Below are 26989 nucleotides of genomic sequence, written 5' to 3' on the forward strand. Positions count from 1 at the left end.
GACGCCCGCGGACGGCAGTTCCACGGCCCGCACCACGCGCCGTCGCAGCGCCGGCCGGCTCCGCTCAGCCGGCGCGTCTTTCACCCTCCTCGGCCGAACCCTCACCCGTGCGCTCTTTCCCGTGCCGGCCCGACCCGGAGGTGCCGGTGGCCAGCTCCTCGACGATCGCGTTGACGGTACGCAGCTTGAACAGGCCGGCCAGCTCGGGGGAATCGGCGCCGGGCAGCCCAGCGACGCGCTGCCGGACCGCGGAGAGGATCTGTACTTTCTTGATCGAGTCAACACCGAGCTCCGACTCCAGGTCCATGTCGGCACTCAGGAGCTCGACGGGAAACCCGGTCATGTCCGCGACGATGCCCAGCAGCAGTTCAGCGCTCAGCACGGTGGTGGGCGGCTCGGAAGCAGCCGCCACGGGCGTCGCGGCGCGCGAAGCCGGGGGTGCCGGAGCTGCCGGGGGTGCCGACGGGGCGACGGTCTGCGGGACGACGAACGACGCGGGCGCAGCCGGGGCCATGATCTCGGGCGCCGGGACCTGGATCGCCGTCGTCGGCACAGGGCTTTCGGGCGGCGGGGGCGCTTGCCGGACCGGGGCGGCGAGCGGCGCGGTCACCCCCGTCGCAGGGTCGGCCGCACCCGGGTTCCCCGGACCTGCCAGGCGGCCCAGTGCGTTGTCGACGAACTGCAGGTACGACTGGTGGCCGGTCAGCAGGGCCTGCTGGAAAGCTGCCTGGGCCTGGGCGGTCTGCCGCTGGGTCTCGGCCAGCACCTGCAGCCATCCCGGGTCGGGTGCGGTCTGGTACTGCGGCATCGGCGTGCTCGCTTTCTCCATGGACGCGGACGTGAACGAAACAGGTTCGGGAGCCGCCGTCGACTCGGGCCGGGACTCCCTGGGGAGAGCGGCCCAGGACGATGAGGCCGGTGTGCGGACCGGTGCGACCGGCGCCGCCTCGGACGGCGGGCAGGGGCGTCCGTACTCGGCCCCGTTGATCTTGACGGCCGCTGCGCCAGCGGGCCGGGGCGCCGGATCCGGCGTGTGCCACAGGGCCTCGAAGTCCAGCTTCACGCCGTTGACGGCCAGTTGGCCCAGAGCGGTGAACAGTGACTCCACCGGACACGTGCCCCTGCGGTCGAGGTTGATCGCGAGATGCGGCCGCTCGCCCAGGATCGAGCGGACCATCCCGGTGATCGCCGCCCCGGCTCCGACCTCGACGAAAATCCGACTGCCTGCGGCGTACATCGCCTCGATCTGGTCGACGAAGACGACCGGCGAGGCACCGTGCACGGACACCATCTCGCGCAGTCGTGCCAGATCCGAGCCGTAAGGCTCGGCTGTCAGGTTGCTCCACACCTCGGTCTGCGGAGGCGACAACCGCTCCGCGTCGAGAAAGTCGCGAAGTGCCGTGTTCGCCGAGGCGACAAGAGGGGTGTGCGCGGCGATGACCACATCGAGCCGCCGCGCCCGGACACCGCGCCTGGCGAGCCGCTCCTCGAACTGCTCGATCGCGGCGACCTCTCCCGACACCACGACCTGGTCGGGCTGATTGTGGTTGGCGACCCAGATCCCTTCTGAGCCCTCCAGCTCCGCCTTGACCTGGTCGAGCGGGAGCGCGACGGCCAGCATTCCACCGGGAACCCGCGAGGCCGCGCCCATCACCTCCCCGCGCCGCCGGGTCAGGCGCAGCAGGGTGTCCGCGTCGTACACACCGGCAGCGTGCAGGGCCACCAGTTCGCCGAGGCTGTGCCCGCCCAGACGATGAGCCCGCAGTCCGAGCACGTCGAGTACCGCCAGCAGCGAGAGACTGTGTGCGGCCAGCGCGGGCTGGGCCCACTCCGTCCGGGTCAGCAGTTCGTGCTGTGCCGCACGCTCGGCCTCGCTGAACGCCGGTTGTGGGAAGACCACCTGGTGCAGCGGAACCGGCCCCAGTTCCCCTCCCGCCACCCGGTCCCAGACGGCGCGGGCGGCGGGGAAGGCGATGGCCACCCCGGCGCCCATGCAGGGATACTGCGACCCCTGGCCGGGGAAGAGAAAGGCGAGGGGACCCGGCTGGGCCTCCCCGGTGGTGTAGCTGACTCCTCCGGGCGCCGTCATCGGCCGGTTCGGACGCAGTGCGAGGAACCGGTCGAGCTTGGTTCCGGCTTCGGTCGCGTCGGCGGCGACCAGGGCCAGTCGGCATGTGGCGGTTCGGTCGAACGTCCGCCTGCTCTCCCGGGCTGCCTCGGCGAACGGCAGTTCGTCCAGCAGGTGACGGGCCGTGGCCCTGAGCCCGTCCAGCGAAGCGCCGCTGAACAGCATGAGTTCCTGCGGCAGCGCGTGGTACGGCGCCGGCTGGGGTCGGCCGTGACGCGGACGGTACTCCTCCAGGGCGGCATGGAAGTTGCTGCCACCGAAACCGAAGGCCGACAGCGATGCCCGGCGCGGCTGGTCGTCCGCCCTGACCCACGGCCGAGCCTGCGTGTTGAGGTAGAACGGGCTCTTCTCGATCTCCAACGCCGGGTTGGGGCGGGTGACCTTGATCGTCGGCGGAAGCACCTTGTGATGCAATGCCAGTACCACCTTGATCAGCCCCGCGGCGCCGGCCGCCGCTTTGGTGTGACCGATCTGCGACTTCACCGACCCGAGAGCGCACCAGGCGGTGTCGGCACCGTCTGTGGCGAAGACGTCCCGCAACGCGGCGAACTCGGCGGCGTCCCCGGCTCGTGTCCCCGTGCCGTGCGCCTCGACCAACTCGACCGTGCGGGGCGAATATCCGGCGATCTCGTAGGTGCGCCGCAGGGCCCGCGCCTGTCCCTGCGGTTCCGGCGCGTAGATGGCACTGCCGCGCCCGTCGGACGCCGTTCCGACGGCCCGCACGACCGCGTACACCCGGTCACCGTCGCGCTCGGCGTCCGCCAGGCGTTTGAGGGCGACCATGCCGAGGCCCTCACCGATCACGGTGCCATCGGCGTCCGCGTCGAAGGGCCGTACCTCGCCGGAGGGGGACAGGGCGGGGGTCTTGCTCATCGAGACGAACATCAAGGGGTTGTTGAGCGTGTCCGCGCCGCCGGTGAACATCACGTCGGCGTGCCCCAGAACGAGCTCGTTCACCGCGGCGTTGAGGGCAGCCAGCGAACTCGCGCAGGCCGCGTCGACCGTGCAGTTGGTGCCGTGCAGGTCGAAGCGGCTCGCGATCCGCCCCGCGATCACGTTCGAGAGAATCCCCGGGAAGCTGGCCTCCTGCCAGGGCACGAACTGGTCGGCGATGCGGTCGCAGGCGGCCTGCGCCACTTCCTCCGGAATGCCCTGCAGCCGCAGCGCCCGCAGCCAGACAGGCCGCTGGACACGGGCTGCCATGGTGCCGAACAGGGGGATCGAGCCGCTGCCGAGGATCACCCCGATCCGCTCTCGATCCAGTGGGCCAGCCAGGTTGGCTTCCGTGTCCGCCAGCAACCGGTCGGCCACGACCAGGCCGAGCAACTGTGTCGGGTCGATGGCGGGCATCGTCGTGGGCGGGATGCCGTGTGCGATCGGGTCGAAGTCCACAGCGGGCAGGAAGCCGCCACGTCGGCTGTACGTCTTGTCCGGAGAGGACGGGTCCGGGTCGTAATAGTCGTCGATCGGCCAGTGTGTCGACGGCACATCGGTGAGGAGGTCCTTCCCGGCGACGACATTGCGCCAGAACGACCGGACATCCGCGGCGCCCGGCAGCAGTGCGGCCAGTCCGACGACGGCAACGGGAACCGGATCATGGGCATGAGACTCGGGCATGGGCGGCATCTCTCTCGACAACCGGGCGGAAACATGGGGAGCACGCTCACGGCGATTCAGGTGAGGAGGCGGGGCGCGTACACACCCGTACACGGAACGCGGACGCCGTAACTTCGCAGTTGATGGGCGCGGGTGACCGCAGCCGCGCCCTCCATCAGATTGCGGGCGATCTGCACGACCGTGCAGTTCTGCGGCTCGGCCAGCGGGCTCCCGGCCACCCACCGGTTGAACGAGCCGATCGCGGGCCCGCACCAGACCTGGTAGTCCGCCCGTCTGGACGGCTCGCCGGTGATGGCCCAGTGGCTGGCCCGGCCAAGGTAGGAGCGGAAGATCAGGGCCATACGGTGTTTGGGGTCACGCTCGGCGACCGCGATCTGGCCCGGGTCGCGGTCCGCCCAGTACAGACGAGTGGCGGCCCACGCCTCCTCGAAGCCGGCCCGTAACAGGTCGCGTTCCATCCGGGCGCGAACCCCCGCGGGAATCTGCTCCAGTGAGTCATAACGGCAGTAGGCCTCGTAGAGCCCGGCCGCACGGCTCGCGTACATGGTGCCCCGACGCAGTACCTGCACCTTGACGCCGTACTCGAACATGTCGGAGGCCGGGGCCATCGTGACATCGGCCAGGTCCGCTTCGGTGAGCAGCCGCTTCACCTCGTCGGAGGTCCCGGCCTCGACCGACCGCTGGTTGACGGTCCCCGTCACGACGTAGTCCGCCCCGCAGGCGAACGCCGACGCCACAGCGAGCGGGTCGCCCAGCCCGCCGGCCGCACCGACCCGGACAGGCTCGGCATAACCGTGGCGGCGCCAGAGCGCGTCCCGCAGGGCCAGCATCGCGGGCAGGATGACCGTCAGCGGACGGTTGTCGGTGTGGCCGCCGCTGTCGGCCTCAACGGTGACGTCCGTCGCGAGCGGTACCCGCCGGGCGAGCGCGGCCTCGTCAGCGGTCAGCCGCCCCTGATCCAGCAGGACCCGGAGCAGCTCAATGGGGGCCGGAGACATGAACTTTTCGGCCACCTCGGGGCGCGACACCTTGGCGAACAGGCGGGTCCGCCGGTTGACCTTGCCCTGAGCGTCCGCGTGCAGACCGGCCGCGGCGCACCGGACGACCGCTGGAGTGAGGTCCATGAAGGCGGAGACCGACACGTTCACCACTCTGTAGTGGTGCATCAGATCGATCACCTGGTCCTCGTAGCCCGGTTCGTTGGGCGAGTGGAGCAGGTTCACGCCCCAGTTGGACGAGTGACGAAGCGTCTCGGACAGTTCCTGGAGACCCGCTTGTACGCGCGCCATGCCGAGCCCGCCGGCGCCGAAGAAGCCGAGCATGCCCGCGCGGGCCATGGCCACGACCATGCGGGTGGTGGAGATCCCGTGGGCCATCTCGCCCGCGATGTACGGGAAACGGACACCGTGCGTCGCGCCGAAGGTGGGATCGCCGAGCCACTCCGGATACATGACGGGAAGCGACCCGATCACCTCGAAGCCGCTGCCAGGACGCAGCTCTCCCTCGCCGGCGACAGCCCGGACCGCTCCGTCGCTCAGAATTTCCAGTCGGCGACGCGGGTCGGCGAGGAGTGCTCCGACATCGCCAGGCGTGACGGATGCTGACCGCGGTCGCGGGTGCGGGCGCAGAGGATCACGAGAGAGAGGGCGAGTACGCGCAGCAGCATCGGCTTCTACCGAGTCATCGAACATGTCCGAAAGGACCACGCTCGCCATCCCTTGAAATAGTCAATCACGTTGGAACGGGACGGTCGACGAGGACGTAGCCGAAGCCGAGTGTGCCCGGGCACGCTGCGCCGACGCGGTCGGCGGCCGTGGTTCACGCACCACGAAACGTAGAGCAGCGTGCCCGACACCCGACAGGTCCCCGTTCGGGGATATGTGCTTGACCTTGCGGTAGGGCCTCCTCTCCCTAAAGGGGGCGAAAGACCGTCCTGGGGATGACGCCCATGAATGGGGACTCGAATCCATGAGAACTCTCGGCCCACACTGAGCCCGACCGGACCGCCACCAGAAAGACGGGTTCGATGAACAACGGCATCACGCACGATTTCACCGGCATGACCTTCGTCATCACCGGCGCTACCCGGGGGATCGGTGCCACCACCTCGGAAATGGCTGCGAGCTACGGAGCCAATGTGGTGGTGTCGGGAACGAACGCGGACGCCGGCGACGAGGTCGTGGCCAAGATCGCGGCGAACGGAGGCAGCGCGGCCTTCGTCGCGTGCGACGTGGCCGAGGCAGACCAGGTGAAGGGGTTGATGGCCGCTGCCGCCGACACCTTCGGCGGCATCGATGTCCTGCTCAACAACGCTGGGATCCACGAGAGTTCACTGACGGGCGACCTGTCCATAGAGGAGCTCGGGATCGACGTCTGGGACCGCGTGCTCGCCGTGAACCTCCGGGGCCCCTGGCTCTGTTCGAAGTTCGCGGTCCCCTACCTGAAGCGGAGCAAGCGCAACCCCTCCATCATCAACACCGGTTCCACCGGCTCGCTGCTCGGCTTCCCAGGTTCGCTGGCCTACGGGGCCAGCAAGGGCGGCTTGAAGCTGCTGACCAAGAACCTCGCGGTCGAGCTGGCGCGGTACGGCATCCGCGCCAACTGCGTCTGCCCGGGCCCCACCGAAACCGACATGGTCGCCGACTACCTCGCCGCGGCCGACGACCAGGACGCGGCACGGCGCTCCATGACCGCCACCCATCTCGTCCCCCGGCTCGGCCGGCCCGACGACATCGCCCACCTGCTGTGCTTCCTCGCCAGTGAACAGGCCTGCTTTGTCAACGGGGTGGACTGGCTCGTCGACGGGGGCGCGCTGGCCTGGCGCGGAGCCAACGCCTGACCCGATCGCTCCTGACCATCCCTTCGCTTCCCCGCCGAAGAGAGGCTCTCTCGGGCGCTACAACACCGTGTACTGCTGCGTCGAGATCCGAGGGGAACCGATCATGTCGGCCATCCGTAGCTGTAGGCGAGGCCGGTTCGAGTGCCGGGCCGCGGACCGCAAGCCCTGTGGCGACCCGGTGAACCCTCAAGAGCGCGGGGAGAACCGGTGGACGGGAGGAACGCAGGGCCGTCCACCGGTCTGCGTCCTGGAAGGACGTGCCGTCACGGAAGGAGCAGTTCATGTCCCGTTGGGAGACCCTCGTCACGCGTCTGTCGCCGCCGGGCAGGGGCGAACAGCCCGGTACCACGCCGGAGGAACTCGACAACCCCGTCCTTGTCGACGAGTACGACGGGCTGACGCTGCTGCGCCCCACCGAGCAGGCCGTACCCGGCCCGAGCGAGGTGGCGGAACTCGCTCGAACCCTGGGCGGCGAGGCGGGGCGGACCGTTGCCACCGTTGTGGTCGGAGTGGACGGCCCTGTGCCCCCCGCGCTGTGGTCACGGCTCGGGGACGTCCTCGACTCGCTCCGGGACGACGGTACGACCACGGTCCGCCTGGTGGTCTCCGGAGCGGGAAGCGGCGACGCGGACAGGCCCGCTCTGGCACAGCGGATCGCCGACACGTGGGGGATGGGTGTGATCGCCCCCGACGGCACCGCCGTGCTCGTCCCCGGCGGATCCCTGTTCGTCCCCGACGCCCCTGAGCCGTCCGGCGGCTGGCGGCTCTTCCAACCCGGGACGGAGTCGACACCTCTGGGGGCGCGGCATCCGGCTCCTGGCTGGCAGACGGCCCTCGCTGCGCTGCCCGACCGTACCGCCTCAGGGTCCGAGGTCTGGCCCATTCCCGCCGGTGTCCTCCTCCAGCCGTCGGGCACGCGGCCACCCGCGCCCGGCGCTCTCTGCTATGCGGTGCCCGTCGACGTCGGTCGCCCGACCGTGCTGGTCGGCGTCCCCGGTGCCGGGGCCCTGGTCTCCGTCGACGACCTTGCCGCGCTGCTTGCCGCGCTGCCGCCGTCGGTGCGCGCGCAGGTCCGCTTGGCGCCCGGCGCCGAAGGCGATCTGTTGCCGACCGCCCAGCAGGTCACCGACGCGCTGGGCATCGAGGTGGAGGTGCTGACCGGCCCGCCCCTGGCGGCCCCTTCGACGGCGCAGTCCGGGGAGGCGGTCGCTCCTGGGCCGGTCCTCGTCGACGCCACAGGCCGTCCGACGTGGCGGCCCTACGTCGAAGCGGTGGTCTGCCGCCCCACCGCGTCCGGTGTCGACGCCGACGGCACCGGTCCTCGGCTGGTTCGCTGGCGTCTCCCGGTGCCGGACGGCGAACCCCAGGACGCCGGCGTGGTCCGCGTGTCGGAGCGGTGGCAGGTCACCGTGAGCCGGTCGGGGCTCGCGCTGGGAACCGTGGGACAGCGGCTGCCGCTCGCAGAACGCCCCGTGCGCGCGGACCAACTAGCCGTCGAGATCGGACCGTCGGATCAGCCTCTCGACGAATCCTGCTGGTCCGCGCTGTCGCAGGTGCTCGACTACCTCGACGCGGGGGCACGCGAGTACGCCGTCATCCACGCTCCCGGCCGCTCGGCCGAAGAGTCCCGCATGCTGCGCAGACTGGCCACGCAGCACGAGGTCCGGATGCTGTGGCCGCAGACCGCCGGCGCCGACCCGGACGCCTTGCCCGAGCCGGTGACCGAGCAGCCGGCCGGGACTCCCCGCCCGGAGCCCACCGCGGCGGACGGCTTCTCCCTCTACCACGATCGGATCGGACGTATCGTGCAGGCCGCCAACGCGAGCCGGTACGAGGACGCCACGGCCCTCGCCACGTCTCTGGAACGAGAAGCGTTGGTCGCCCACGGTCAGGAGCACCCCACGTCGCTGCAGATCCGTCAGATCAGAGCGCACGTGATGCGGCTCAGCGGGCACAGCGCCCTGGCGGCGGACCTCTACCGGCGCGTGGCGGTCAGCCTGCTGGTGACCGCAGGCCTGGACAGCGTCGACGCCGAGCAGGCCGCCGCCAACGCGGACGCCTGCTGGAGGGACATCGGCGACATCACGCTCGCGCTGCGCATCGCGCCGTCGATCATCGCGTTGCGGGAGAAGGTGCCGGGACCGGATCGCCGTCTGCTCAAGGCCGCGCAACGCTATCGCGCCCAACTGGGCGCCGCACAGGCCCTGCCGACTGCCCCTGAGACTCCGTCCGCCGTGCCGGTCCCGCTGGCGTCCCCGGCGACCGCCACACAGGAGGTACGGCGTCCTGATACGCAGCGCGAACTCGTCACCGCGGCACCCGCTCGGCCGTCGAAGACCACGGGTGTTCTCTCCGTGGACGAGTCGGCGGTCGGCCGTCCTTCCGATTCGGCAGCCCCTACGTCCCGCTCGGCCGTGGCAGGGGGTTCCCGGTGAGGAGACGGAACGCCGTCCTCGCCCTCACCGCACCCTGACGTCCAATCCGAGAGCGAGCGGCGATGACCCCGACAAGCACCGCCACGGCCCACACGGGTGACGGGCCGATACGGATCGAGGAGCACGACAGCTTGGTGCTGCTCCGCTCCGCGCAGGATCCCGCCCCCGTGAGCGGCCTAGACGAGCTAGCCCATGCGCTCAGTTCGGCGGGCGACCGGACGGTCACGCTGCTCTCCGATCCGAAAGCGACCGACGAGCCGGACTTCTGGCCCAGCGTGGGCCGACTCCTCGACTCGCTGCGCGCCTCCGGTCACACCACGGTGCGCCTGGCCCTGACAGGCGCGGGCGAGGAGAGGTCGGGACAGCCGTCGCCGGCCCGGCGGATCGCGGACGCCTGGGCCGTCAAGGTGGAGGCACCCGCCGGCCCGGTCCTGGTTGCGGCAGGAGGCACGATGTACGCCCCTGCCGGCCCCGACGGACGGGGCGGATGGCTGGGCTTCGCGCCCGGCGCGACGCCGGTGCCACTCGGCGCGCGCTGTCCCGAGCCCGTATGGCAGAGCGCGCTCGACGGCGTTCCCGGCGAGGCGGCGGACGGGTACCTGATCGAACACATCCCCGCGGGCCTGTTGGTGCGACCCGGGCGTCCGGCCGAGGGCGCGTCCGCAACCGGCGCGACCGCGTATCACACCATCGCGGTGGACCCCCTCCGTCTCACCGTGGTGGGGGACGGCCCGCCGGGGGACAGGTCGCTCTGGCCGGCGCTGGAGTTGCTCCTGGACTCGTTGCCGCATCAGGTGCGAGCGAGTACGGCCCTGCTGCTGCCCGAAACCGCCCTGACACCGGACGGAGTTCACGCCCCCGCCGCGTTGCAGAACCGCTACGGTGTGCACACCGTCCGGGCCCTTGCCACCCTGTACGAAGAGCGCGGTGGATCCGTCGAGGTGCCGCCAGGGCAGGATGTCGTCCCGTCCGGTCGTCCGGCGCGCGCAACGGTGCCCTCGCCGGTGCCGCGCACCACGGCGGACCCGGTCGCGAGGCCCGACCTGACAGATGCGTGGGACCACCTCAGCCGGGGACGGGAGGCGGTCCCGGCCCCCCGGGAAACGCCGGCTCCCGATCTGCCCCCGGGCCCGGATCTCGAAGCGGCCTGGGAGCAGCTGAGCCGACGCCCCGAAGCGAAGGCCGCGTCCCTGGACGCGCAGGCTCTCCGGTCTGGCACGGCCCGTCCCGACGGCACGGAACGGGTGCGGCCGGTGCCCGGGCGGCCCTCCCTGCGTGCCGGCTACCGCAGCCGCCCGGCGGAGCACGCGGCCCTGCGACTGCTCGCGGGACCGGCCTGGGAACGCCACGCGCCCGTGGTCGCCCGCGCCCTCGGCCGTCTGCCGGCTCTGGCGGACGAGGAACGGCAGGCGGCGGAGGCGGAACTGACGGCGCTTCGGCTCTATCTGGACGAGCCCGACGGACTTCTCGACCACCGCGCGCTGGCCGCGGCCTGCCACGGCCGCGACGACCGGCTCCTGCCGTTCGCGGCCTGCCTGGTGTCGGCGTTGCGCCGGCTGCCGACGCACCGTGGAGCGGTCCTGCGCGGCGCGGGCTCGGCGCTTTCGGCGGAGGTGGACCCGGAGACCGATCCGCTTCGGCCCGGCACCGTCCTCAGGGACCGAGCCCCGCTGAGCGGCGTTCCCGCCGCCGGAAGAGCGGGCTGGCCGCGTGGCCCGCGCTATGCCATCTGGTCGGTCACCGGGCGTCTGGCCGGCAGGCTCTTCGACGACCCCGCCGAGGAAGTGGTATTCGCACCCGGCACGCCCTTCGTGGTCCTCGACGTACGGCGCACCGGTTCGTCCCCGGTCGTCCTGTTGCGTGAACTGCCGGCGTCGGGCGGGGCCCCCGCGCACGACATGGTCAAGGACGCCCAGGCCGAACTGGGCGAGGCCGACCGGGCCGCGCTCGCCGGGCTGGACGAGGCGCTCCGAGGCCGCAACAGCCCCAGTGGCTCCGGGGGTTGGCCGCAGCGGTGCGCCGGCCCTGTGGGCGAGGGCCCCTGACCGGCCTCTTTGCCCGAAACCGGTGTCGGACACGTCCCCTGCCAGGCAGGGGACGTGTCCGTTCGTCATGCTCCGCGGCACGCGGCGCGCCGGGACACCGTCCGACGCCCGCCGGGGACACCGGAAAGGGGATCTGTCCGCCGGTGCCGGTCGCTGCGAGGCTGATCGGGCAGGTATCGCGCCACCCGGAGAGGAAAAGTCATGTCGACAGACTTCAAGGTGACACCGGAGATGGTGTCGCAGGCCGCGACATCGTGCGACGGCACGGCGGCCGAACTCCAGGCCCAGCTGGCGGACCTCAAGACCTATGTGGTCAATCTGGAGGCCTCGTGGCAGGGCATCGCCCAGAACACCTTCCAGGATCTCATGCAGGAGTACGACATTTACTCCCGCATGCTCCACGACGCGCTCACCGACATCGCCAGCGGCCTGCGCGGCAACTACGTCAACTACACCGACGCCGAGCAGCAGAACATCAAGTCGATCAACACCATCCAGGCCGACCTCTCGAGCGCGAAGCTCAGCTGACGCCCGGACGCACCGCTGGTCCCCGCCACAGAACCCACACCATCAAGGAGTGATCATGTCAGGAAATGTCGACGGCGCGAATCTCATGGTCAAGCCGGACCTCGGCGGCGCGGGCACCCACATCAACGCCTGCGCCCAGACCATGGCCGACGAATTGGCGAGCCTCGCCGGCAAGCTCCACCCGGTCCTGGACGGAACGGAATGGTCCGGTACGGCACAGCAGTACTTCGACGGCCTGGAGTCGGAGTGGAACTACGCCGCGAACGGCCTCTTCGGCCCGGACGGCGTGCTCGGCCAGATCGCCAACGCCATGCAGGTCAACTGGAACAACTACTCCGAGGCCGAGTACTCCAACACCAGCACCTGGCGGCACTCCTGACCCGTCGCGCAGGCGACGGATGACCCCCTGACCCTGAGGAATCGTCACTGTGGATGAGCACTGCCGTATCACCGTCGTGGGAGAGCGCCGGAAGGTTGATCTCGCGGTCCCCGCCGGCGCTCCGATCGTGAGCTACGCCGACACCCTGGCTCGTCTGTGCGAGCAGGACGAGGCCGACATCATGCCGGCGGCCTGGACCCTGGGCGCGGCGACCGGGAGCGCGTTCGCCCCGGAGTGGTCGCTCTCGGAACTGGGCGTCACCGACGGCCAGGTCCTCTACCTGCGGGACGCAGCCGCCGACGAACTGGACGACCCGGTCGTGGAGGACGTCGCCGTGCGGGTGGCCGAGGTCTCCCAGGGCGTGCTCGACCGCCGGTGGGACGTCCGTTCCCGGACGTACACCCTGGTGGCGCTCGCCCTCGGCTGGCTCGTCGCCACGTTGTTCGTGCACGCCGTGGGGCACCGGTCCGGCACGGGACTCCTCCTGGACCTCTCGCTGGCCGCGGGGCTCGCCCTGCCCCTACTGGCCTGGGTGGCGCTGGAGCGGCACTGGTCCGTGCCGACGGGACTGCGGATGACGTTGGCCCTGTGCGCGGTGCCGGCGTTGGCGCTCGGCGCCTGGTCCGTCGTCTCCGCCTGCGGGGGCCGGGGACTCGGTCTGGAGGGAGTCATGACCCGGACCGGCCTCGCCCTGGCGGCTGTCGCCGTGGGCGCGCTGCTCGGCGCGTTCCTCGCCTCCGTGGCGGCGCCCGGGGTGACCACCTCCGCGACCCTGTTCACGACGGTGCTCGCGGTGGTGCCCTGTGTCGGCCTCGCCGCGCTGCGGGCCGATGGCGTCCAGGCGGCCTCCGTGGTCGCCGCGGTCGCGTTCGCCCTGCTGACCGTGGTGCCGACGGCCGTGACCGCAACCGTGGCCTACTCCTGGCGGCGGGTCAGCATGCGGGTGCAGGAGGAGCCGCGTGACGACGAGGTCGCCGTCGCGGTACGCGCCGCCACCGTCCTGCTGGTGCTGTGGACCGGAACTCTGTGCCTGGTCCTGGCCGGCGCGCTCGTGGTGATGGCCGCGTCCACGTCGCTGTACGCCAACGTCGCGGCCGTCCTGCTGGGGCTCGCGGTCCTGCTGCGTGCCGGGTCGGCGCGCCTGGTGGCCGAGGTGGTGCCGCAACTGCTGGCCGGCACTGCCGGGCTGTTCACGCTGCTGGTCAGCGGTCCGGAGCGCTTCGGCGTGGCGAGCTGGGCGGGCCCAGTGGTGAGCGTGCTTCTCGCGGTCGTGCTGCTGGTCTACGGATTCCGGCGCATGATGCGCCGCCCGGACCTGCCCGCGATGGCACGGCCCCGCTGGCTGGCCGGCCTCGGCTCGGTGCTGGCCGCAGGGAGCGTGGCACTGGCGGTCGCGACGTTCGGCGCGTTCGGCGCGATGGCCGGCCTCGGACGGCACATCTGACGGTATGTCACCGCGTGGCGCGGCAACGGTGCGTCACCGCGCCGCGCCCGTTCGGTCGGTGGGCGGCAGGAAGGGTGCGCCGCGGTGTCAGGCGGCGGACGAGTAGCCGGAGGCGAGGGCGCCTGCGGGGACGCCGCGCCCGTCGTCGTGGAGCAGGCCCAGCTCGATGGCCTTCCGGGTGAGGTCAGCCTTGTTGCGGACGTTCAGCTTGTTCCTGATCCGCTTGACGTAGGTGTTGACCGTGGCCTCCGTCAGGCCCATGCGCCGCCCGATCTGACCATGCGTCAAGCCGGTGGCCAGCAGCCGCAGCGCCTCCTGCTCCCGGTGCGCGAGCGCCGGGACAGGGGTGCCGGCCGGCCGCCGCAGTTCGTGGTGGAGCCGGGTGGCGAGACCGGACGCCACATACAGGCCGCCCAGCGCCACCGTCTCGACCGCGCGCAGCAACTCCTGTTCGCCTGCCTGCTTGCTGACGCAGCCGAAGGCCCCCGAACGAAGTGCCTCGGTCACCGGCTGCCAGCCCGCGAAGTCCGCCACGACCAGCACCCGGCCGATCGCGGCGAGCGTGTCGACGGTCCTGGCGAGGGACGGGTCGGGCTGTGCCGGAGCGCCGTAGACGATGACGTCGAGGCGCTGCGCGGCCGGGTCCGGCAGGCCCGTGGGGTCCGCGGCCAGGGCGACCACCCGCAGCAGGGAGCTGCCGGAGAGCAGGTTCTCCAGCCCCAAGCGCACGAGGCTGTGCTGCTCGACGACGGCGATCTGAGGAATCTGGGGGGACATGGCGCTCCTGCCATTCTCAGGTTCAGTGAGTTCCTGAGTACGAACGTAGCCTCCGCGTCAGGTGTTTTCTGCGCCCTGGCCCGGGTGAAGAAAAACACGTGAACCTGCCCGCGACCGCGTCCGTAACCCAAGGTAGGTGCCCGATGGCCGAGTTGGCCATCCGTGTGTCACGGGGCTGGCTGTAGTCCCATCCCTTTTCCCAGAATTCCGCGGACCCATGACAATTAGGGGTGCTTTCTCGCATGATTGATGAGGACTGGCGCGAGTTCTCCTCCGCATTCGCCGAATCCGTACGACCGGAGGACCCACGGGGCCGGACCGGCAGGCGCCTGCTCGTGGTCAGCGTCTCAGCGGTACTGGCCGTCGCCCTCGGAGCGTTGGTCTACGGCGCGCTCGGCGGCCCGGCCTTCGCACTGCCCAGCGAGGTCAAGCCGATCGCCCCCAGCCCGGACGCCACGCCCTACCAGGCCGGCGGCCAGAGCTCCGGACAGGTCTGGAAGGCCATCGCCGGCCCGGCCTGTGCCGCGAGCAGCGACGGCTCCACCAGCTTCGCCGCATACGGCTACTCCACCGGCACCGAAGCCGACGGGACCGCCGCCTGGACCGACTCGGACAGCGGCGGGTACAACGGCGAGGCGTGCACCGGCGGCTATCTCTCCATGCCGGTCTCCGGCAAGGCCGACGCCTACGACGCCACCCACTATGCGCTGTGGAAGTACAACTTCAGCTCCCACTTCACGGTCGCTTCCTGCCGCGTCTCCAGCTACGTCCCGGCGAACTCCTCCCGCACCAAGGTCGGCGGCTCGCCCGCCTACTTCTACTACTACAACGACGACTACGCCCCGGGCACCACCGCGGACAAGCAACCCCAGCCGCTCGGTGGCTTCCTCGTCGACCAGGTCGGCGCGGCCCACCAGGGCAAGTGGTTCACCTCCCCCGCGTTCACCGTGCGGACCGGCAGGGTCACGGTCAAACTCGTGAACGCCGGGGCCGAAAGCTCCGCCGTGCCCGAGGGCGTGCACGTGGCCGCCGCCCAACTGCGGCTGACCTGCACCTCGACATGACCGCCGGACTGCGTGTCGCCCCACGCGGCTGGGGCACGTTCAAGACCATCGTCGCCGCGGTCCGCGAGGCCCCGGACGGGGCCGTGATCTCCGTCCAGCCCGGCACCTACACCGAGAGCGTGGTCCTGAACCGCGACATCACCATCACCGCCGAGAAGGGCCGCGGCACGGTACGGATCGTCGCCGGCGCCCACGGCCCCGCGCTCACCGTGCAGAGCCCCGGCGGCACGGTGCGGGGCCTGGTCCTGGAAGGACGCGACAAGGAACCGGCCGTCCTGATCACCGCGGGCGCGGTGGAGATCGACGGCTGCGAGATCACCGGCGGCGGCGCCCACGTCACGGGCACCGCCACGCCCGTCATCAAGGACTGCGAACTCCACCACACCGGCGACGTCGGCCTCTACCTCGGCGGCGACAGCCGCGCCGTCGTCGAGAACACCGGCATCAACGACGTCGACGCCGTCGGAATCCTGGTGGACCACGGAGCGGCCCCCACCCTCACCCGGGTCTCGGTGACCCGCACCGGCGGCCACGGCATCCGCGTCACCGGCTCGGCCCGCGCCGCCCTCGACCTGTGCGCCGTGACCCACAGCGGGGCGGCGGCCGTGGCCGTGGACGACAGCGCCCGGCCCGTGCTGCGCTCCTGCCGGATCGGGGACAGCGAGGGGGGCGGAGTCGTCATCACCGGCGACGCCGGGACCGATGCCGCACCCGACGACGACGGCACCGGTGAAGCGCCGTCCGCGGGAGGTGAGTTCGGGGTCGCGCTGCGTGGCTGCGAGATCGCCCGTACAGGCCGCGACGGGGTGCACGTGACCGGTCGGGCCGTCGCCTCGCTCATCGACTGCCGGGTCAGCGACATCAGCGCGGCCGGCGTCGTCGTCACCGGCGCCGGCCGGCTGCGGCTGCACGACACCACGACCACGGACACCACCGGCTCCGGCCTCGCGGCCGGCGGCGAGGCACAGGTGGAAGTGCGCGGGGGAGCATTCACCCGCTCCGGTGCCAACGGCGTCTACGCGGCCGACACCTCCCGAGTCACCCTCGTCGACTGCGCCGTGACCGTCTCCGCCTACACCGGCGTCCACGCCGGGGACGGCAGCCGGGTGACGCTCAGCGACTGCCGGGTCCAGGGAACGCCGGAGCACGGCCTGCGCAGCGTGGAGCAGGCCCTGCTGACCCTGACGGACACGAAGATCGACGACAGCGAGCTCTGCGGTATCGAGGTGGACGGCGGGGATCTGTCCGCCCGCGGCTGCCGGATCACCAAGGCCGCGACCGGTATCGGACTGCGCACCGAACACCGCCCCCTCGTCGACGACTGCTCCGTCAGCTCCTGTTCGGGTGTCGGCATCGACATCGGCGCCGACACCTGCGCGCTCGTCGTCGACACCCGCGTCACCGGCACCGGCGCCGCCGGGGTCTTCGTCCGCGAAGGCGCCGGGGCCTGGCTCACCGACTGCTCCATCACCGACACCAAGGGCACCGGTCTCGTCGTCCAGGCGAAGGCCGCCCCCCGGGTGCGCGGTACGACGGTCACCGGCACCGCGAAGAACGGCCTCTACGTCGCCGACAACGCCGCGGGCCGCTTCGAGAACTGCGACATCAGCTCCACCGGCTTCCCCGCTGTCTACGTGGGCAGCGGGGCGACGCCCGTGCTGCGCGGCTGCCGTATCCACGACACCGACGAGGACCTCAAGCTCGCCGACGGCGCCGAACCCACGATCGAGCACTGCCGCGTCGACGACGTCAAGATCAGCACCATGCCGGAGGAAGGACTCACCACCGAGCCGTTCGACGAGCCGGGTACCAGCGGGGCGCTCGCCGTGGCACCGGGCACACGGGCCGGCGCTCCCGCGACGCCCGACACCAAGAGCACAGGAACCCGTAAGGCCCGCGTCGAGAGCCTGTCCGAGGTGCTGGCCGAACTCGACGACCTGATCGGCCTGGAGAGCGTCAAACAGGACGTCAGCACCATGGTGAAGGTCATGCAGCTGGTCCGCCGGCGCACCGAAGCCGGACTCGCCGCTCCGCCGCTCAGCCGCCACCTCGTCTTCGCCGGCAACCCTGGCACCGGCAAGACGACGGTGGCGCGCCTGTACAGTCGCATCCTCGCCGCCCTCGGCCTCCTCTCCCGCGGTCACCTCGTCGAGGCCGACCGTGCATCCCTGGTCGGCGAGTACGTCGGCCACACGGCGCCGAAGACCACGGCTGTCTTCAAACGGGCGCTGGGCGGCGTCCTGTTCATCGACGAGGCGTACGCCCTCACTCCCGCCGGACAGGGCAACGACTACGGCCGCGAGGCCATCGCCGCCCTGGTCAAACTCATGGAGGACCACCGCGACGACATCGTCGTCATCGTGGCCGGTTACCCCGACGACATGGAACGCTTCGTCGACATCAACCCGGGCCTGGCCTCCCGTTTCACCCGTACCCTGATGTTCGACGACTACGGCAGCGAGGAGTTGGGGCGCATCGTCCAGTTCCACGCCGCCAAGCACGAGTACGAACTGCCGCAGGACACCCGCGAGGCCCTGCACGGCTACTTCGGCGCCCTGGTGCGCGACGACCGCTTCGGCAACGGCCGCACCGCGCGGCAGATCTTCCAGCGCATGACGGAACGGCACGCCCAGAGGGTCGTCGAACTGGTGGAGCCGACCACGGACGACCTGGTGACCCTGCTCCCGGACGACCTGCCGCCCCTGGCCACCGGCTGAGCCCAGCCGGGCCGCCCGGTCCGGATACGGAAAGCCCGACGGCGCCCGGCCGATGCTCGGCCGGGCGCCGTCGTCGCGTTTTCGGGGACAGACCTTCGGCTCAGCGGCGGTCAACTTGTCGCCCGGCAGGAGGGCTCCGGTCCGGCCGAACCCTCCTGCATTACCGGGCACCCCTCCTGCAGTACCGGGCCGACGGGGAGTTTCCCCCCATCAGATCGCCTTGGCCTGCGCGCCGATGTCCGGGAAGGCCGACTGCGTGTCCGCCTCGGCGTACGTCTGGCCGGCGTTGTTCAGCAACGCCGCGAACGTACCCATCAGCTCGATAGCGCCGGCGGCGTCCTGCATGACCTGAATCAACTGGGGGTTGACCGCTGCGGCGAACTGCGCACCGCCGTCGGCGAGGGGGTCCGGGGTCCACGTCAGGCCGCCCGCCTGGTGCGAGTCCCCAACCGTACCGTCCTGCTGGCCGAACAGGTTGGGATCGTCGATGGCGGCCTGCACCTGGTTCTTCGCGTCCTCGTACGCTTCGGTGGCCAGCGCGCATTCGTCGACCCAGGTCTGCTCCGTCGCATGCAGTGTGCCGAGGTCGATCATGAAGGGCTCGCTGTCCGGCAGGGTGGGCATGGCGCCGCCCGATCCGCCTCCCGGCTTGCCGGGCACGAAGTCCGGGGCCACGTTGTAGGCCGTGCTCAGCGTCGGCATCCCCTCCATGAACAGGAGCGCGTCCTGAAGGACCCCCAGAGCTTGGGATTCCGGGGATGTGTCGCTGTTGTCGGAATTCTTCGTCGCCGAGACCCCGTAGACGTCTTCGTAGCTTTGGGCCGCCTTCTTCTGGTCGCTCTGATCGCTTGAGCTCGGGTCGATGTTCGGTACCCAGGGGTCGCTGTCGTATTGCGATGCGATAGGGCTCAGTTTGTCGGTCATGGGAATCCCCGCTCTCTCAGGCCGGCAGCCTTCTGATCGACCATTCATGATGACGTGTCGCCGTGCCCGGTTTCGACGTCCCCTTTCGTGGACGTCATCCAGTGATCGGAAGGGGATCTATTCAGTCTCGGGCCGCCCCATGACCCTTAACGTGCGGACATGTATGAGGTCGCCTCCGGGGCGGGAAAGAGGAGTCGTGCGGTATGGCTGACACGAACGCCGATGGTGAGGTACTGGTCCATCTGGCCCGGGAGCTGTTCGAACCCGCGAGCGGAGACCCGGCAGGCCAGGACGTCCAGGCGCCGGATTCCGGGAACTCCGCTCTGAACTCCTCTGCGGCGCAACCGGCGGTCGACGGTCACATCTCCCCCTCCGGCGATGCCGGACAGTCGTCTGACAGCGGACCGCTGATTCACCTGGACAGGGGCTTCTTCAGCCGCACGACCAGCGAGAGCAGCGGCGGAGGCCATGCCGGTCACGGGGGCCAGGCCGGGCACGGTGGCGACACGCCGACTCCCGCTACTCCGCCTCCCGCTCCCTCGACTCCGGCGGATCACGGGAGCGCCGGCGGTGGCACGACCCGGGCCGACTCCGCAGCCGGCGCGGGGCAGAGCGAGGCCGCGCCCCGGCACGTCTCGACGGTGCCGGCGCAGCATTCGTCCACGTCGCATGACGCGACGACACCGGCGGAGCATTCACCGACGTCGCATGAATCGTCGGCGCCGGCGAACCCGACTACTACGACACCGAGCTCGGGCGACTCCGCCTCCAGCGAGGGCATGTCACATGGGCAACCCCTCGTCGAACGCACCATCGACGGCCGGCACTTGTGGGGCTCGCAGACGCAGGACGGCGGCTGGATTTCCCAGGACGGAAGGACCTATGTCTCCAGTGGTGGTGAGGTCCAGCATGGTCTGACGGCTCCGGATCGTTCGTTTCTACCGAATGGCGAAGTCCGGCAGATCGATGGTCATTCGGTTTATGGTTCTCGGTTGGATGACGGGTCGTTCCGGTCGGAGGACGGCGGCACGATGGTCTCGGCCGATGGCGTGGTCGAGCTCGGACGAACGGCGTCCGACGGTCACTTTTTGACGGAGCATTCTGTTGATGGCCGGCAGATGTGGGGTTCGGATGCGCGGGACGGCGGCTGGATTTCTCAGGACGGCACGGCCCACGTCTCCGGTGACGGTGCTGTCGAACATGGGCTGACCGCGCCGGACGGTTCGTTCCTGCCGAATGGCGAAGTCCAGCAGATCGATGGTCAGTCGGTTTACGGCAGCCGACTGGACGACGGATCGTTCATGTCCCAGGACGGGACGACGATGGTCACCGCTGACGGCGCCGTCGAGCACGGTCAGACCATGCCCGATGGGCAGTTCCTCACCCAGCGGACCATTGACGGCCGGGATTTGTGGGGCTCGGGTACGCAGGACGGGGGCTGGGAATCCCAGGATGGATCGGTCTACGTTTCCGGTGACAGCGAAGTCCGACGTAGCCTGACAGCACCGGCCGTCGCCTCCGCGACGGACGGCCAGGCGCAGCAGGTTGACGGTCGGACGGCTTTCGGTACTCGTCTGGGTGATGGTTCGTTCGCGTCGCAGGACGGGACGACGACGGCCGCTTCGGACGGCTCCGCCGGTGGCGGGGTGACGACGTCGGACGGGCAGACCCTGTCGGACGGGTCGTTGGCGCCGGACGGCCAGGCCGCTTCGGACGGGCAGGCGGCTTCGGACCGGCAGATGGTGTCGGGTGAGTCGTACGCGTCCGATGGCGGTGTGTCGGGTGGTGACGGCGCCACGGCGGCGACGGACGGCGGCGTTGCCGACAACGGGTCGACGGCATCGGCCGATCAGACCACGACGGGTGGTCAGGTCACTCGCTCGGTTGGCCAGACCACGACGGGCGGTCAGGTCGCCTCGGACGGCCAGACGGCGACGGCCGCGCAGGCTGCGGCGGACGGGTCTTCCACGGCCGGCGGCGGCCTGTCGAGCGGGGACGGCACGGGGACGGCGAACGCGACGGACGGCGGTGCCTCCGGCGACGGGTCGACGACGACGCAAGGTACGTCTGACAGCACCTCGTCTGACACCTCGTCTGACACCTCGTCTGACAACACCACGTCTCTCACGTCGCGGACCGTGGGTGGTCAGACTCTGTTGGGCACCAGCACCGCCGACGGGGGGTGGCTGTCGCAGGACGGGACGGTGTACGTCTCCAGCGACGGTCAGGTCGAGAACGGGCTGACCGCGCCGGACGGCTCGTTCCTGCCGAACGGCCAGGTGCGGACCGTCAACGGACAGCAGATGTACGGAAGCGTGCTGAGTGACGGGACGTGGCAGTCGGAGGACGGGACGACCCGGATCAGCCCGGACGGCACGGTCGCGACCGGACAGACCACGTCGGACGGGACCTTCCTCACCTCGCGGACCGTGGACGGCCAGACGCTGTTGGGGACCAGCACCTCGGACGGAGGGTGGATCTCCCAGGACGGGAAAACCTATGTCTCGGCCAGCGGAGAGGTCGAGCACGGCCTCAGCACCCCGGACGGCAGTTTCCTGAAGGACGGGGTCACCAAGACCCTGCCCAACGGCCAGGTTCTCTACGGCTACATGTCCGGCGGTGACTTCTACTCGTCCGACGGCTCGACCGTCGTCCTGGCGGACGGCGCCGTTCTCAACGGCACGCTCGACTCGCAGTCCGGCCTCTTCACCGCGTCCGACGGCTCCACCTATCTCGTCACCGACAACGGCATCGAAAGCGCCACGAAACAGAGCGACGGCTCGTTGCTTCTCGCCAACGGCCAGACGGTGATGACCCCCGGGGCGTGGGCCGTGGACCTCGGCCACCTGGGAGATGCCATCACATTGGTACAGAACCGGGCCGATGTGATCCAGGAAAATATCAAGGTCATCCAGGATCAGTACATGAACATCGAATTCGCCTGGACGGGTCCGGCCGGTAAGACATTCCAAGACGTAGCCTTCGAGGCCGATGGCACCATGACGGCCCTCCAGGAACTCCTCACCGAGATGATCGAACGCATGACGACCAGCAGGAACAACTACATCTCCGCCGAGACCACCAACGTCTCCAATCTGCAGGTCTCCTGAGGGGGTAGCCGACCATGCAAAGCATTCCCAAGGACTACAACTCCAGCAAGCTCGCGGTAGATCCGATCACGATGAACGACAGCTGTGACAGATTGACCAATGCCGCTCAGAACATCAGTACCGCACTGGGTGACATCATGAACTGTCTGAGTGAACTGAGGATTTCCTGGACCGGTGACTCGGCGGACGTCGCCGCTGACTTCAACCAGCGCTGGTCGAAGGTGACGGGCGAGCTCTACGGTACCGAGGGCGCTCAGATCGTCAATGCCCTCACCAATGGGGGGTTCTACACCGCCGATCCCGGAGCCGAGGGCGTCATCCCCGCCCTGACCAAAGGTGTCGCCAAGGCGGCCGGGAACTACGCCAACGGCGAGGGTGCCGTGAAGGCGATGTTCTGGAATCTCGGTAACGGGTTGGCGCAGGCTGGTGGTTCGGGTGGTTCGTCGCACACCACCGTGGACCAGCCGAGCGGCACCAACGGAAATTACCACACCACCGCGGTCAACGAAATCGGACTCTGAGGTAGCGCCAGATCATGTCCAACGACTCGAACCAGCTCACCACCAAAAAATGGGACCCAAATCCCGTTTATAACCTCGGGAACATGCTGATCAATTTCGGTGATCTGTTGTTCGAGAAGTTGAGCACCATGATCGGCTCTCTGGGTGGCCTGTCGTGGACCGGTAGCGCCTGGCAGGCCATGAAGGATGCCTCCGGCTCGGTGTCGGACGCGGTGAAACAGGTCTGCGAGGAGATCTGGCACACCGGCGAAATGATCAACTATTACGCCCTGGAGCGCACCAGAGAGGAGAAAACGCAGGCGGAAGATTGGGTGCGGCAGCTCGTCTCCGCTCTAGTCGGCTTCATTCTCGGGGTAATCGCGTTCGCGTTTCCTGCAATGCTGAGTGCGCTCGGGGCGGCGATGGCTGCCATGGACGCGGTCCTCGAAACGGTCGGCAATGCCGTCTCGGAGCTCGGTGCCATGCTCGCGAACGCCGGCAAGTTCGTCAGCTACGCCGACAGTTCGGCCAGCGCCCTCGCCAAAATCGGCCAGTTCGGTGTAGACGCTCTCCTTTTCTCCGCCGGAGGCTTCGCTTTCAACGCGGCCTCGGTGGCCGCGGGCAATGCGGCCGTCGGTCTGCCGACAAGTCTGCAGGAGCTCATCCCGGTCCCCACGTCCCTTGAGGAGCTACCCGGCTTCATCGCAAACACCCTGCTGTGGGGCGGGTTGGGCGCTGTCGCGGGTTCGGCCGTGAAGGGCCTGGCCGACTCACTCAAGGTGAAATTCGATGCCAAAACTGCCCTCAGGGTAAACGTCAACACCGCCGATCTCGGGGTCTCGACGGGTGCCGCGACGGGCAAGGGGACCGGGACGGGACTTACGCTGCCGTCGTCGGTCACCTCGGTCGACGCGGCGCTGGTCGACTCGTCCAAGGGCCTCAACAAGTCCGACCTGACGCTGTCCTCGGAGGCCCAGGTCAACTCCGCCACGATCACAACGGCCGGTACCGGCGGGGCTTCGAAGGTCACGACCACGGCACCTCGGACCACTGCGGCGACGGAGCCCGCCACGACCGTCCGGGCCGGCGGCGATGCGCCGACCGTAACGAACAAGGTGACCCCGGTGGACGCGGGCACCTCGCCCGGAGGCTCCTCGGCGGTCAAGGCCGCCACCGACGGCGCCCAGCCGGTGCAGTCCGCCCCGAAGACCGATGCGGTCGGCACGAACCCCAACGCGACCACGAGCGGAGTCGGGGACCACTCCACTGGTAGCAGCAGCGCAGTCCTGAAGGACGTCAGCAGTGGCCTGAGCGGAGTGGCCAAGACGGCACAACAGGCTGTGCAGAAGCCGACGGACAGCTCGGCGGTCGGACAGCAGGCCGGCTCCTCTGGTGCCTCCGGTGCCGAGTCGGTGGGTGCATCCGGCGCAGGGCGAGGGGTGCGGACGAACCTGGAGGCCCAGCCGACCACTGCCACGCCGCACGAGACCGTCCCCCAGACCCCGACCCCGTCCCAGACGTCCGGCGCCGCTGACCACACCACGCACGCCGCGGACTCCGCCACGTCCACGGCGGCAAAGACGATCGACACCGGGGTGAAGCAGGCGCAGAACGCGCTGCGCACCGCCGACGACGGCAGCCGTCCGGCTACGCCGGCCACGCCGGAGAGCGCGTCCGCCAGGTCTTCCGTCGACAGCACCGGTCCGACCACGCCGGCCACCTCTGTCAGGTCTTCTGTTGACAGCGGTCGTGTGTCTACGCCGGACTCGGCGTCCCATGCGGTGTCTGCTGAGGAGAAGGTTTCTCCGGTGCGCCCTGTGCCGGCAGGGAAGCCGAAGGTCATGCGGCCGGCTGATGTGGAGGCGGCGCATCGGGACGAACTCGTGGACGGTGGCGCTGGCGCGCACGACACGGCGGGCAGCGCTTCTGCCAGGCCGTCCGTCGACAGTGGTCGTTCGGCTGCTTCGGATGCAGAGTCCCGTGGTGAGTTTGGTGAGGGGTTGGTCTCTTCGACGGGAGAGGTGCCTCGGGGTACGGCGCAGATTGTGCAGCGGGCTGATGTGGTGGAGCATTCGGCGGATTTCGTGGGCAGTGGCCCCGGCACGCACGAGATGACGGGCAGTGCCTCTGTCAGGTCCGCCGTCGACGGGGCGCAAGCGGTTCCTAACGCCGGGCGCGCTCCGCTCACGTCGGAAGTCGGCCTGGGCGGTCGCCAGCTACAGCCGGCAAAGAGCGCGGCGTCGGCACCGGTCCGGGTGCCAGGGCCGATCACGAAGCCACTCACCAGGCCGGACAGCGAGTCGGTGCCGGGCGCAGTCGGCGGCCGAACAGGGGCCGACGGACCGACGGCGGACAAGACCGCGTCGGTGGAACCCGCCGGAGGGACGCCACCGTCCAGCGGAGTGGTGCACGGGGCGTCGGCGAGGTCGGTGGCCGAGGCCCGTGGATCCGAACCGACGACGAGGGACGAGTCGGGCGGGACCACGAGTGCCGGGCGGGGGTCGGCCGAGGCGCAGCCGTCGGCCAGGAGCGGGGACATCGGCTCCGAGCGGGTGCCGGGGGCGGAGACCGCCAAGCGGGACACGCCGTCCAGCGCCCAGGCTGCCGAGGCACGGCCGTCCATGACCGACACCGGCGAGCGGACCTCGCAGGTGGAAGCGACGGCGGGTGAGGCCCAGCGGGTCGCGGACGCGCTGCGGTCGGACGCGGATGCCGCTCGGGCCAGGTTGGACCAGCTCAAGTCCGAGTTGGCGCCCAAGGTAGAGGCGGCGCGGCAACGCCTTGACGCCGACACCGCAGTGGTGGAAGCCGTGAAGATCCGGGAGTCCGAGGCCCAGGAGGCCGGCCGGGAGGCGCTGTCGAAGCTCAACGGCGCCAAGGCGGAGTCCACGCGTGTGGCGCAGGCGAAGCGGGACGGAACCGCCACCTGGGCGGAGATCAAGGCGGCACGTGACGTGCTGACCAAGGCACGGGAGGGCCATGCCGAGGCACATGCCGCGTTCAAGGCGGCGCGCGCGGACCGCTTGAAGGCGGAGCAGCGCAAGACCGCCAGTGCTGCGGACCTGAATGCGCTGCGGTCAGCGGAGCCCGACGCGGAGTTGGGAGTTCTGTCCGCTGACAGGAAGGCCGGAGAGGCGGAACTCGCGGCAGCTCGGGCGGACTTGGACAGAGTGCTGCGGCAGCAGCGGGACGACGCCGCTGCTCGCGAGGCGGCGCGCGACCGGGTTGACAAGGCCGAAGAGGCGCTGCGCGAGGCGCGGGCGCAGGAGCAGGCGCAGGCCCAGCGGGCCGCGGAGGCCCTGCGGTCGGAGATGGACGCCGCTCGGACCAGGCTGGATCAGCTCAAGTCGGAGCTGAAGTCGCCGGTGGAGGCGGCGCAGCGACGCCTTGACGCCGACACCGCCGCGGTGGAGGCCGCAAAGGTCAGGGAGTCCGAGGCCGAGAAGGCCGACCGCGAGGCGCGTTCGAAGGTGGAGAGCGCCAAGGCGGAGTCAGCGCGTGTGGCGGCGGCGCAACGGGACGGAACCGCCACCCAGCCAGAGATCAAGGCGGCACGTGACCGGCTGGCCGAGACGCAGAAGGCCCATCAGAAGGCAAGCCGCCAGCTGTATCGGGCGCGCGCCGACCGGGAGGCGGCGGAGGTACGCCAGACCGCCAGTGCCGCTGATCTGACCACGCTGCGGGGGCCGGTCGCAGACGCGATATGGGCCCATCACACTGCTGAGGTCAGGGCCGAGGCCGCACAGGCACGAGCGGCGGAACCCGAGGCCGCCGTGCGGGCGCAGGACCAGGAACATGAGGGGGCCGGAAAGCCCGCGGCGGAGCAGCCGGGTGCGGTTGCCGACTCGTCAGCGGACACGGTCACGCCCCGGGCCGATGCGGTCAGCGGCTCTCCGGACGTGGCCAAGAGCGGAGCAGGGGACCATGCCACGGGCGGTACGGTCCTCAAGGACGACGGCAGCGACCTGAACGGAACGGGCAGGACTGCACAGTCCGCGCGGGGGTCGGCGGACACCGCCGTACCCTCTGGCGCGGACCGGAACCCCGGCGCCGAGGACGCCGGGCACGTCGGTACGGCAGCGAAGGACACCGACAGGCACACGGACTCCGCCGACACCGCCGGACGGCCCGGGACCGACCAGCGCTCCGGCCGTACGAATCCGTCCGAGGCGGACCGGCGCCAGGACGCGGTTCGCGAGGAGACAACTGCCGAGATCGCCGAGGCGGAGCGTGCGCAGCGGGAGGCCGAGGGGCGGGGCGCGGTCGGTAAGGCGGCCGAGGCGCCCGACGGACCGGCCGAAGCGGCGAGGAAGGTCGCCGCAGCGCGAGCCGCACGGTACGAGGCCGAGCGGCGCCAGGACGCGGTTCGCAAGGAGACAGCTGCCAAGATCGCCGAGGCGGAGCGTGCGCAGCGGGAGGCCGAGGGGCGGGGCGCGGTCGGTAAGGCGGCCGAGGCGCCCGACGGACCGGCCGAAGCGGCGA

The 26989-nt window shown here is 70.3% G+C and carries 15 protein-coding genes; 11 read left to right on the forward strand and 4 right to left on the reverse strand.

The annotated features are described in order from the left end of the window. Positions 1–64: 64 nt before the first annotated feature. Together ACFYMM_RS35320 and ACFYMM_RS35325 are read right to left on the reverse strand one after the other, a co-directional pair. Positions 65–3745 (reverse strand): beta-ketoacyl synthase N-terminal-like domain-containing protein, encoded by a 3681-nt coding sequence (locus tag ACFYMM_RS35320; protein ID WP_388394440.1) that lies wholly within the window; start codon positions 3743–3745, stop codon positions 65–67. 56 nt (positions 3746–3801) lie between these two features. Next, positions 3802–5196, reverse strand: coding sequence for a PfaD family polyunsaturated fatty acid/polyketide biosynthesis protein (locus ACFYMM_RS35325; protein WP_388394443.1), 1395 nt, complete (start codon positions 5194–5196; stop codon positions 3802–3804). 575 nt (positions 5197–5771) lie between these two features. Here ACFYMM_RS35325 and ACFYMM_RS35330 point away from each other — a divergent pair. The 6 genes from ACFYMM_RS35330 (at position 5772) to ACFYMM_RS35355 (ending at position 13415) form a co-directional block, all read left to right on the forward strand. Further along, the gene (locus ACFYMM_RS35330) at positions 5772–6584 is read left to right on the forward strand and encodes an SDR family NAD(P)-dependent oxidoreductase (RefSeq protein WP_388394446.1); all 813 of its coding nucleotides are present in this window, start codon (positions 5772–5774) and stop codon (positions 6582–6584) included. A 281-nt stretch (positions 6585–6865) separates the two neighbouring features. After that, positions 6866–9019 carry a hypothetical protein gene (locus ACFYMM_RS35335; RefSeq protein ID WP_388394448.1) on the forward strand — a complete coding sequence of 718 codons (2154 nt, stop codon included), beginning with the start codon at positions 6866–6868 and terminating at the stop codon, positions 9017–9019. Positions 9020–9081: 62 nt separating this feature from the next. Further along, complete coding sequence (locus tag ACFYMM_RS35340) at positions 9082–11064, forward strand: hypothetical protein (protein ID WP_388394451.1); 1983 nt, start codon at positions 9082–9084, stop codon at positions 11062–11064. A gap of 201 nt (positions 11065–11265) precedes the next feature. Then, the gene (locus ACFYMM_RS35345) at positions 11266–11592 is read left to right on the forward strand and encodes a WXG100 family type VII secretion target (protein WP_388394454.1); all 327 of its coding nucleotides are present in this window, start codon (positions 11266–11268) and stop codon (positions 11590–11592) included. Positions 11593–11647: 55 nt separating this feature from the next. Beyond that, entirely contained in the window at positions 11648–11971 is a 324-nt protein-coding gene (locus ACFYMM_RS35350; RefSeq protein ID WP_388394457.1) for a WXG100 family type VII secretion target, read from the forward strand. A 49-nt stretch (positions 11972–12020) separates the two neighbouring features. Continuing rightward, positions 12021–13415 (forward strand): EsaB/YukD family protein, encoded by a 1395-nt coding sequence (locus tag ACFYMM_RS35355; protein WP_388394460.1) that lies wholly within the window; start codon positions 12021–12023, stop codon positions 13413–13415. 87 nt (positions 13416–13502) lie between these two features. Here ACFYMM_RS35355 and ACFYMM_RS35360 read toward each other — a convergent pair whose 3' ends face one another. Continuing rightward, entirely contained in the window at positions 13503–14192 is a 690-nt protein-coding gene (locus ACFYMM_RS35360; RefSeq protein ID WP_388394463.1) for a LuxR C-terminal-related transcriptional regulator, read from the reverse strand. Between the two features lie 242 nt (positions 14193–14434). On the opposite strand from ACFYMM_RS35360, the gene ACFYMM_RS35365 reads away from it, so the two are divergent. After that, positions 14435–15256, forward strand: a complete 822-nt coding sequence (locus tag ACFYMM_RS35365) for a hypothetical protein (RefSeq protein ID WP_388394466.1) — start codon at positions 14435–14437, stop codon at positions 15254–15256. Beyond that, positions 15253–17973, forward strand: a complete 2721-nt coding sequence (locus ACFYMM_RS35370; RefSeq protein WP_388394469.1) for a right-handed parallel beta-helix repeat-containing protein — start codon at positions 15253–15255, stop codon at positions 17971–17973. Before ACFYMM_RS35365 ends, ACFYMM_RS35370 begins: the two co-directional genes overlap by 4 nt. Positions 17974–18183: 210 nt before the next feature. Here the strand turns inward: ACFYMM_RS35370 and ACFYMM_RS35375 are convergent, their stop codons facing one another. After that, a complete protein-coding gene (locus ACFYMM_RS35375) occupies positions 18184–18897 on the reverse strand; it encodes a hypothetical protein (protein WP_388394472.1) in 714 nt (237 codons plus the stop codon). A gap of 203 nt (positions 18898–19100) precedes the next feature. Here ACFYMM_RS35375 and ACFYMM_RS35380 point away from each other — a divergent pair, with 203 nt between their 5' ends. The 3 genes from ACFYMM_RS35380 to ACFYMM_RS35390 all read left to right on the forward strand — a co-directional run. Continuing rightward, complete coding sequence (locus ACFYMM_RS35380) at positions 19101–22007, forward strand: WXG100 family type VII secretion target (RefSeq protein ID WP_388394474.1); 2907 nt, start codon at positions 19101–19103, stop codon at positions 22005–22007. 14 nt (positions 22008–22021) lie between these two features. After that, entirely contained in the window at positions 22022–22528 is a 507-nt protein-coding gene (locus ACFYMM_RS35385; protein WP_388394476.1) for a WXG100 family type VII secretion target, read from the forward strand. A 14-nt stretch (positions 22529–22542) separates the two neighbouring features. Then, positions 22543–26989: hypothetical protein (locus ACFYMM_RS35390; RefSeq protein ID WP_388394479.1), on the forward strand; the 4447-nt coding region annotated here is incomplete at its 3' end.

The sequence above is a fragment of the Streptomyces sp. NPDC006739 genome, assembly GCF_042869815.1.
Taxonomy (GTDB): Bacteria; Actinomycetota; Actinomycetes; order Streptomycetales; family Streptomycetaceae; genus Streptomyces.

Excerpts from the sequence above, each read along its gene's own strand:
- ACFYMM_RS35340 (WP_388394451.1), top strand. The coding sequence starts at position 9,082 with ATGACCCCGACAAGCACCGCCACGGCCCACACGGGTGACGGGCCGATA.
- ACFYMM_RS35385 (WP_388394476.1), top strand. The coding sequence starts at position 22,022 with ATGCAAAGCATTCCCAAGGACTACAACTCCAGCAAGCTCGCGGTAGAT.
- ACFYMM_RS35320 (WP_388394440.1), bottom strand. The coding sequence starts at position 3,745 with ATGCCCGAGTCTCATGCCCATGATCCGGTTCCCGTTGCCGTCGTCGGA.
- ACFYMM_RS35345 (WP_388394454.1), top strand. The coding sequence starts at position 11,266 with ATGTCGACAGACTTCAAGGTGACACCGGAGATGGTGTCGCAGGCCGCG.
- ACFYMM_RS35330 (WP_388394446.1), top strand. The coding sequence starts at position 5,772 with ATGAACAACGGCATCACGCACGATTTCACCGGCATGACCTTCGTCATC.
- ACFYMM_RS35365 (WP_388394466.1), top strand. The coding sequence starts at position 14,435 with ATGATTGATGAGGACTGGCGCGAGTTCTCCTCCGCATTCGCCGAATCC.
- ACFYMM_RS35350 (WP_388394457.1), top strand. The coding sequence starts at position 11,648 with ATGTCAGGAAATGTCGACGGCGCGAATCTCATGGTCAAGCCGGACCTC.
- ACFYMM_RS35370 (WP_388394469.1), top strand. The coding sequence starts at position 15,253 with ATGACCGCCGGACTGCGTGTCGCCCCACGCGGCTGGGGCACGTTCAAG.
- ACFYMM_RS35380 (WP_388394474.1), top strand. The coding sequence starts at position 19,101 with ATGGCTGACACGAACGCCGATGGTGAGGTACTGGTCCATCTGGCCCGG.
- ACFYMM_RS35375 (WP_388394472.1), bottom strand. The coding sequence starts at position 18,897 with ATGACCGACAAACTGAGCCCTATCGCATCGCAATACGACAGCGACCCC.
- ACFYMM_RS35325 (WP_388394443.1), bottom strand. The coding sequence starts at position 5,196 with ATGTATCCGGAGTGGCTCGGCGATCCCACCTTCGGCGCGACGCACGGT.
- ACFYMM_RS35360 (WP_388394463.1), bottom strand. The coding sequence starts at position 14,192 with ATGTCCCCCCAGATTCCTCAGATCGCCGTCGTCGAGCAGCACAGCCTC.
- ACFYMM_RS35335 (WP_388394448.1), top strand. The coding sequence starts at position 6,866 with ATGTCCCGTTGGGAGACCCTCGTCACGCGTCTGTCGCCGCCGGGCAGG.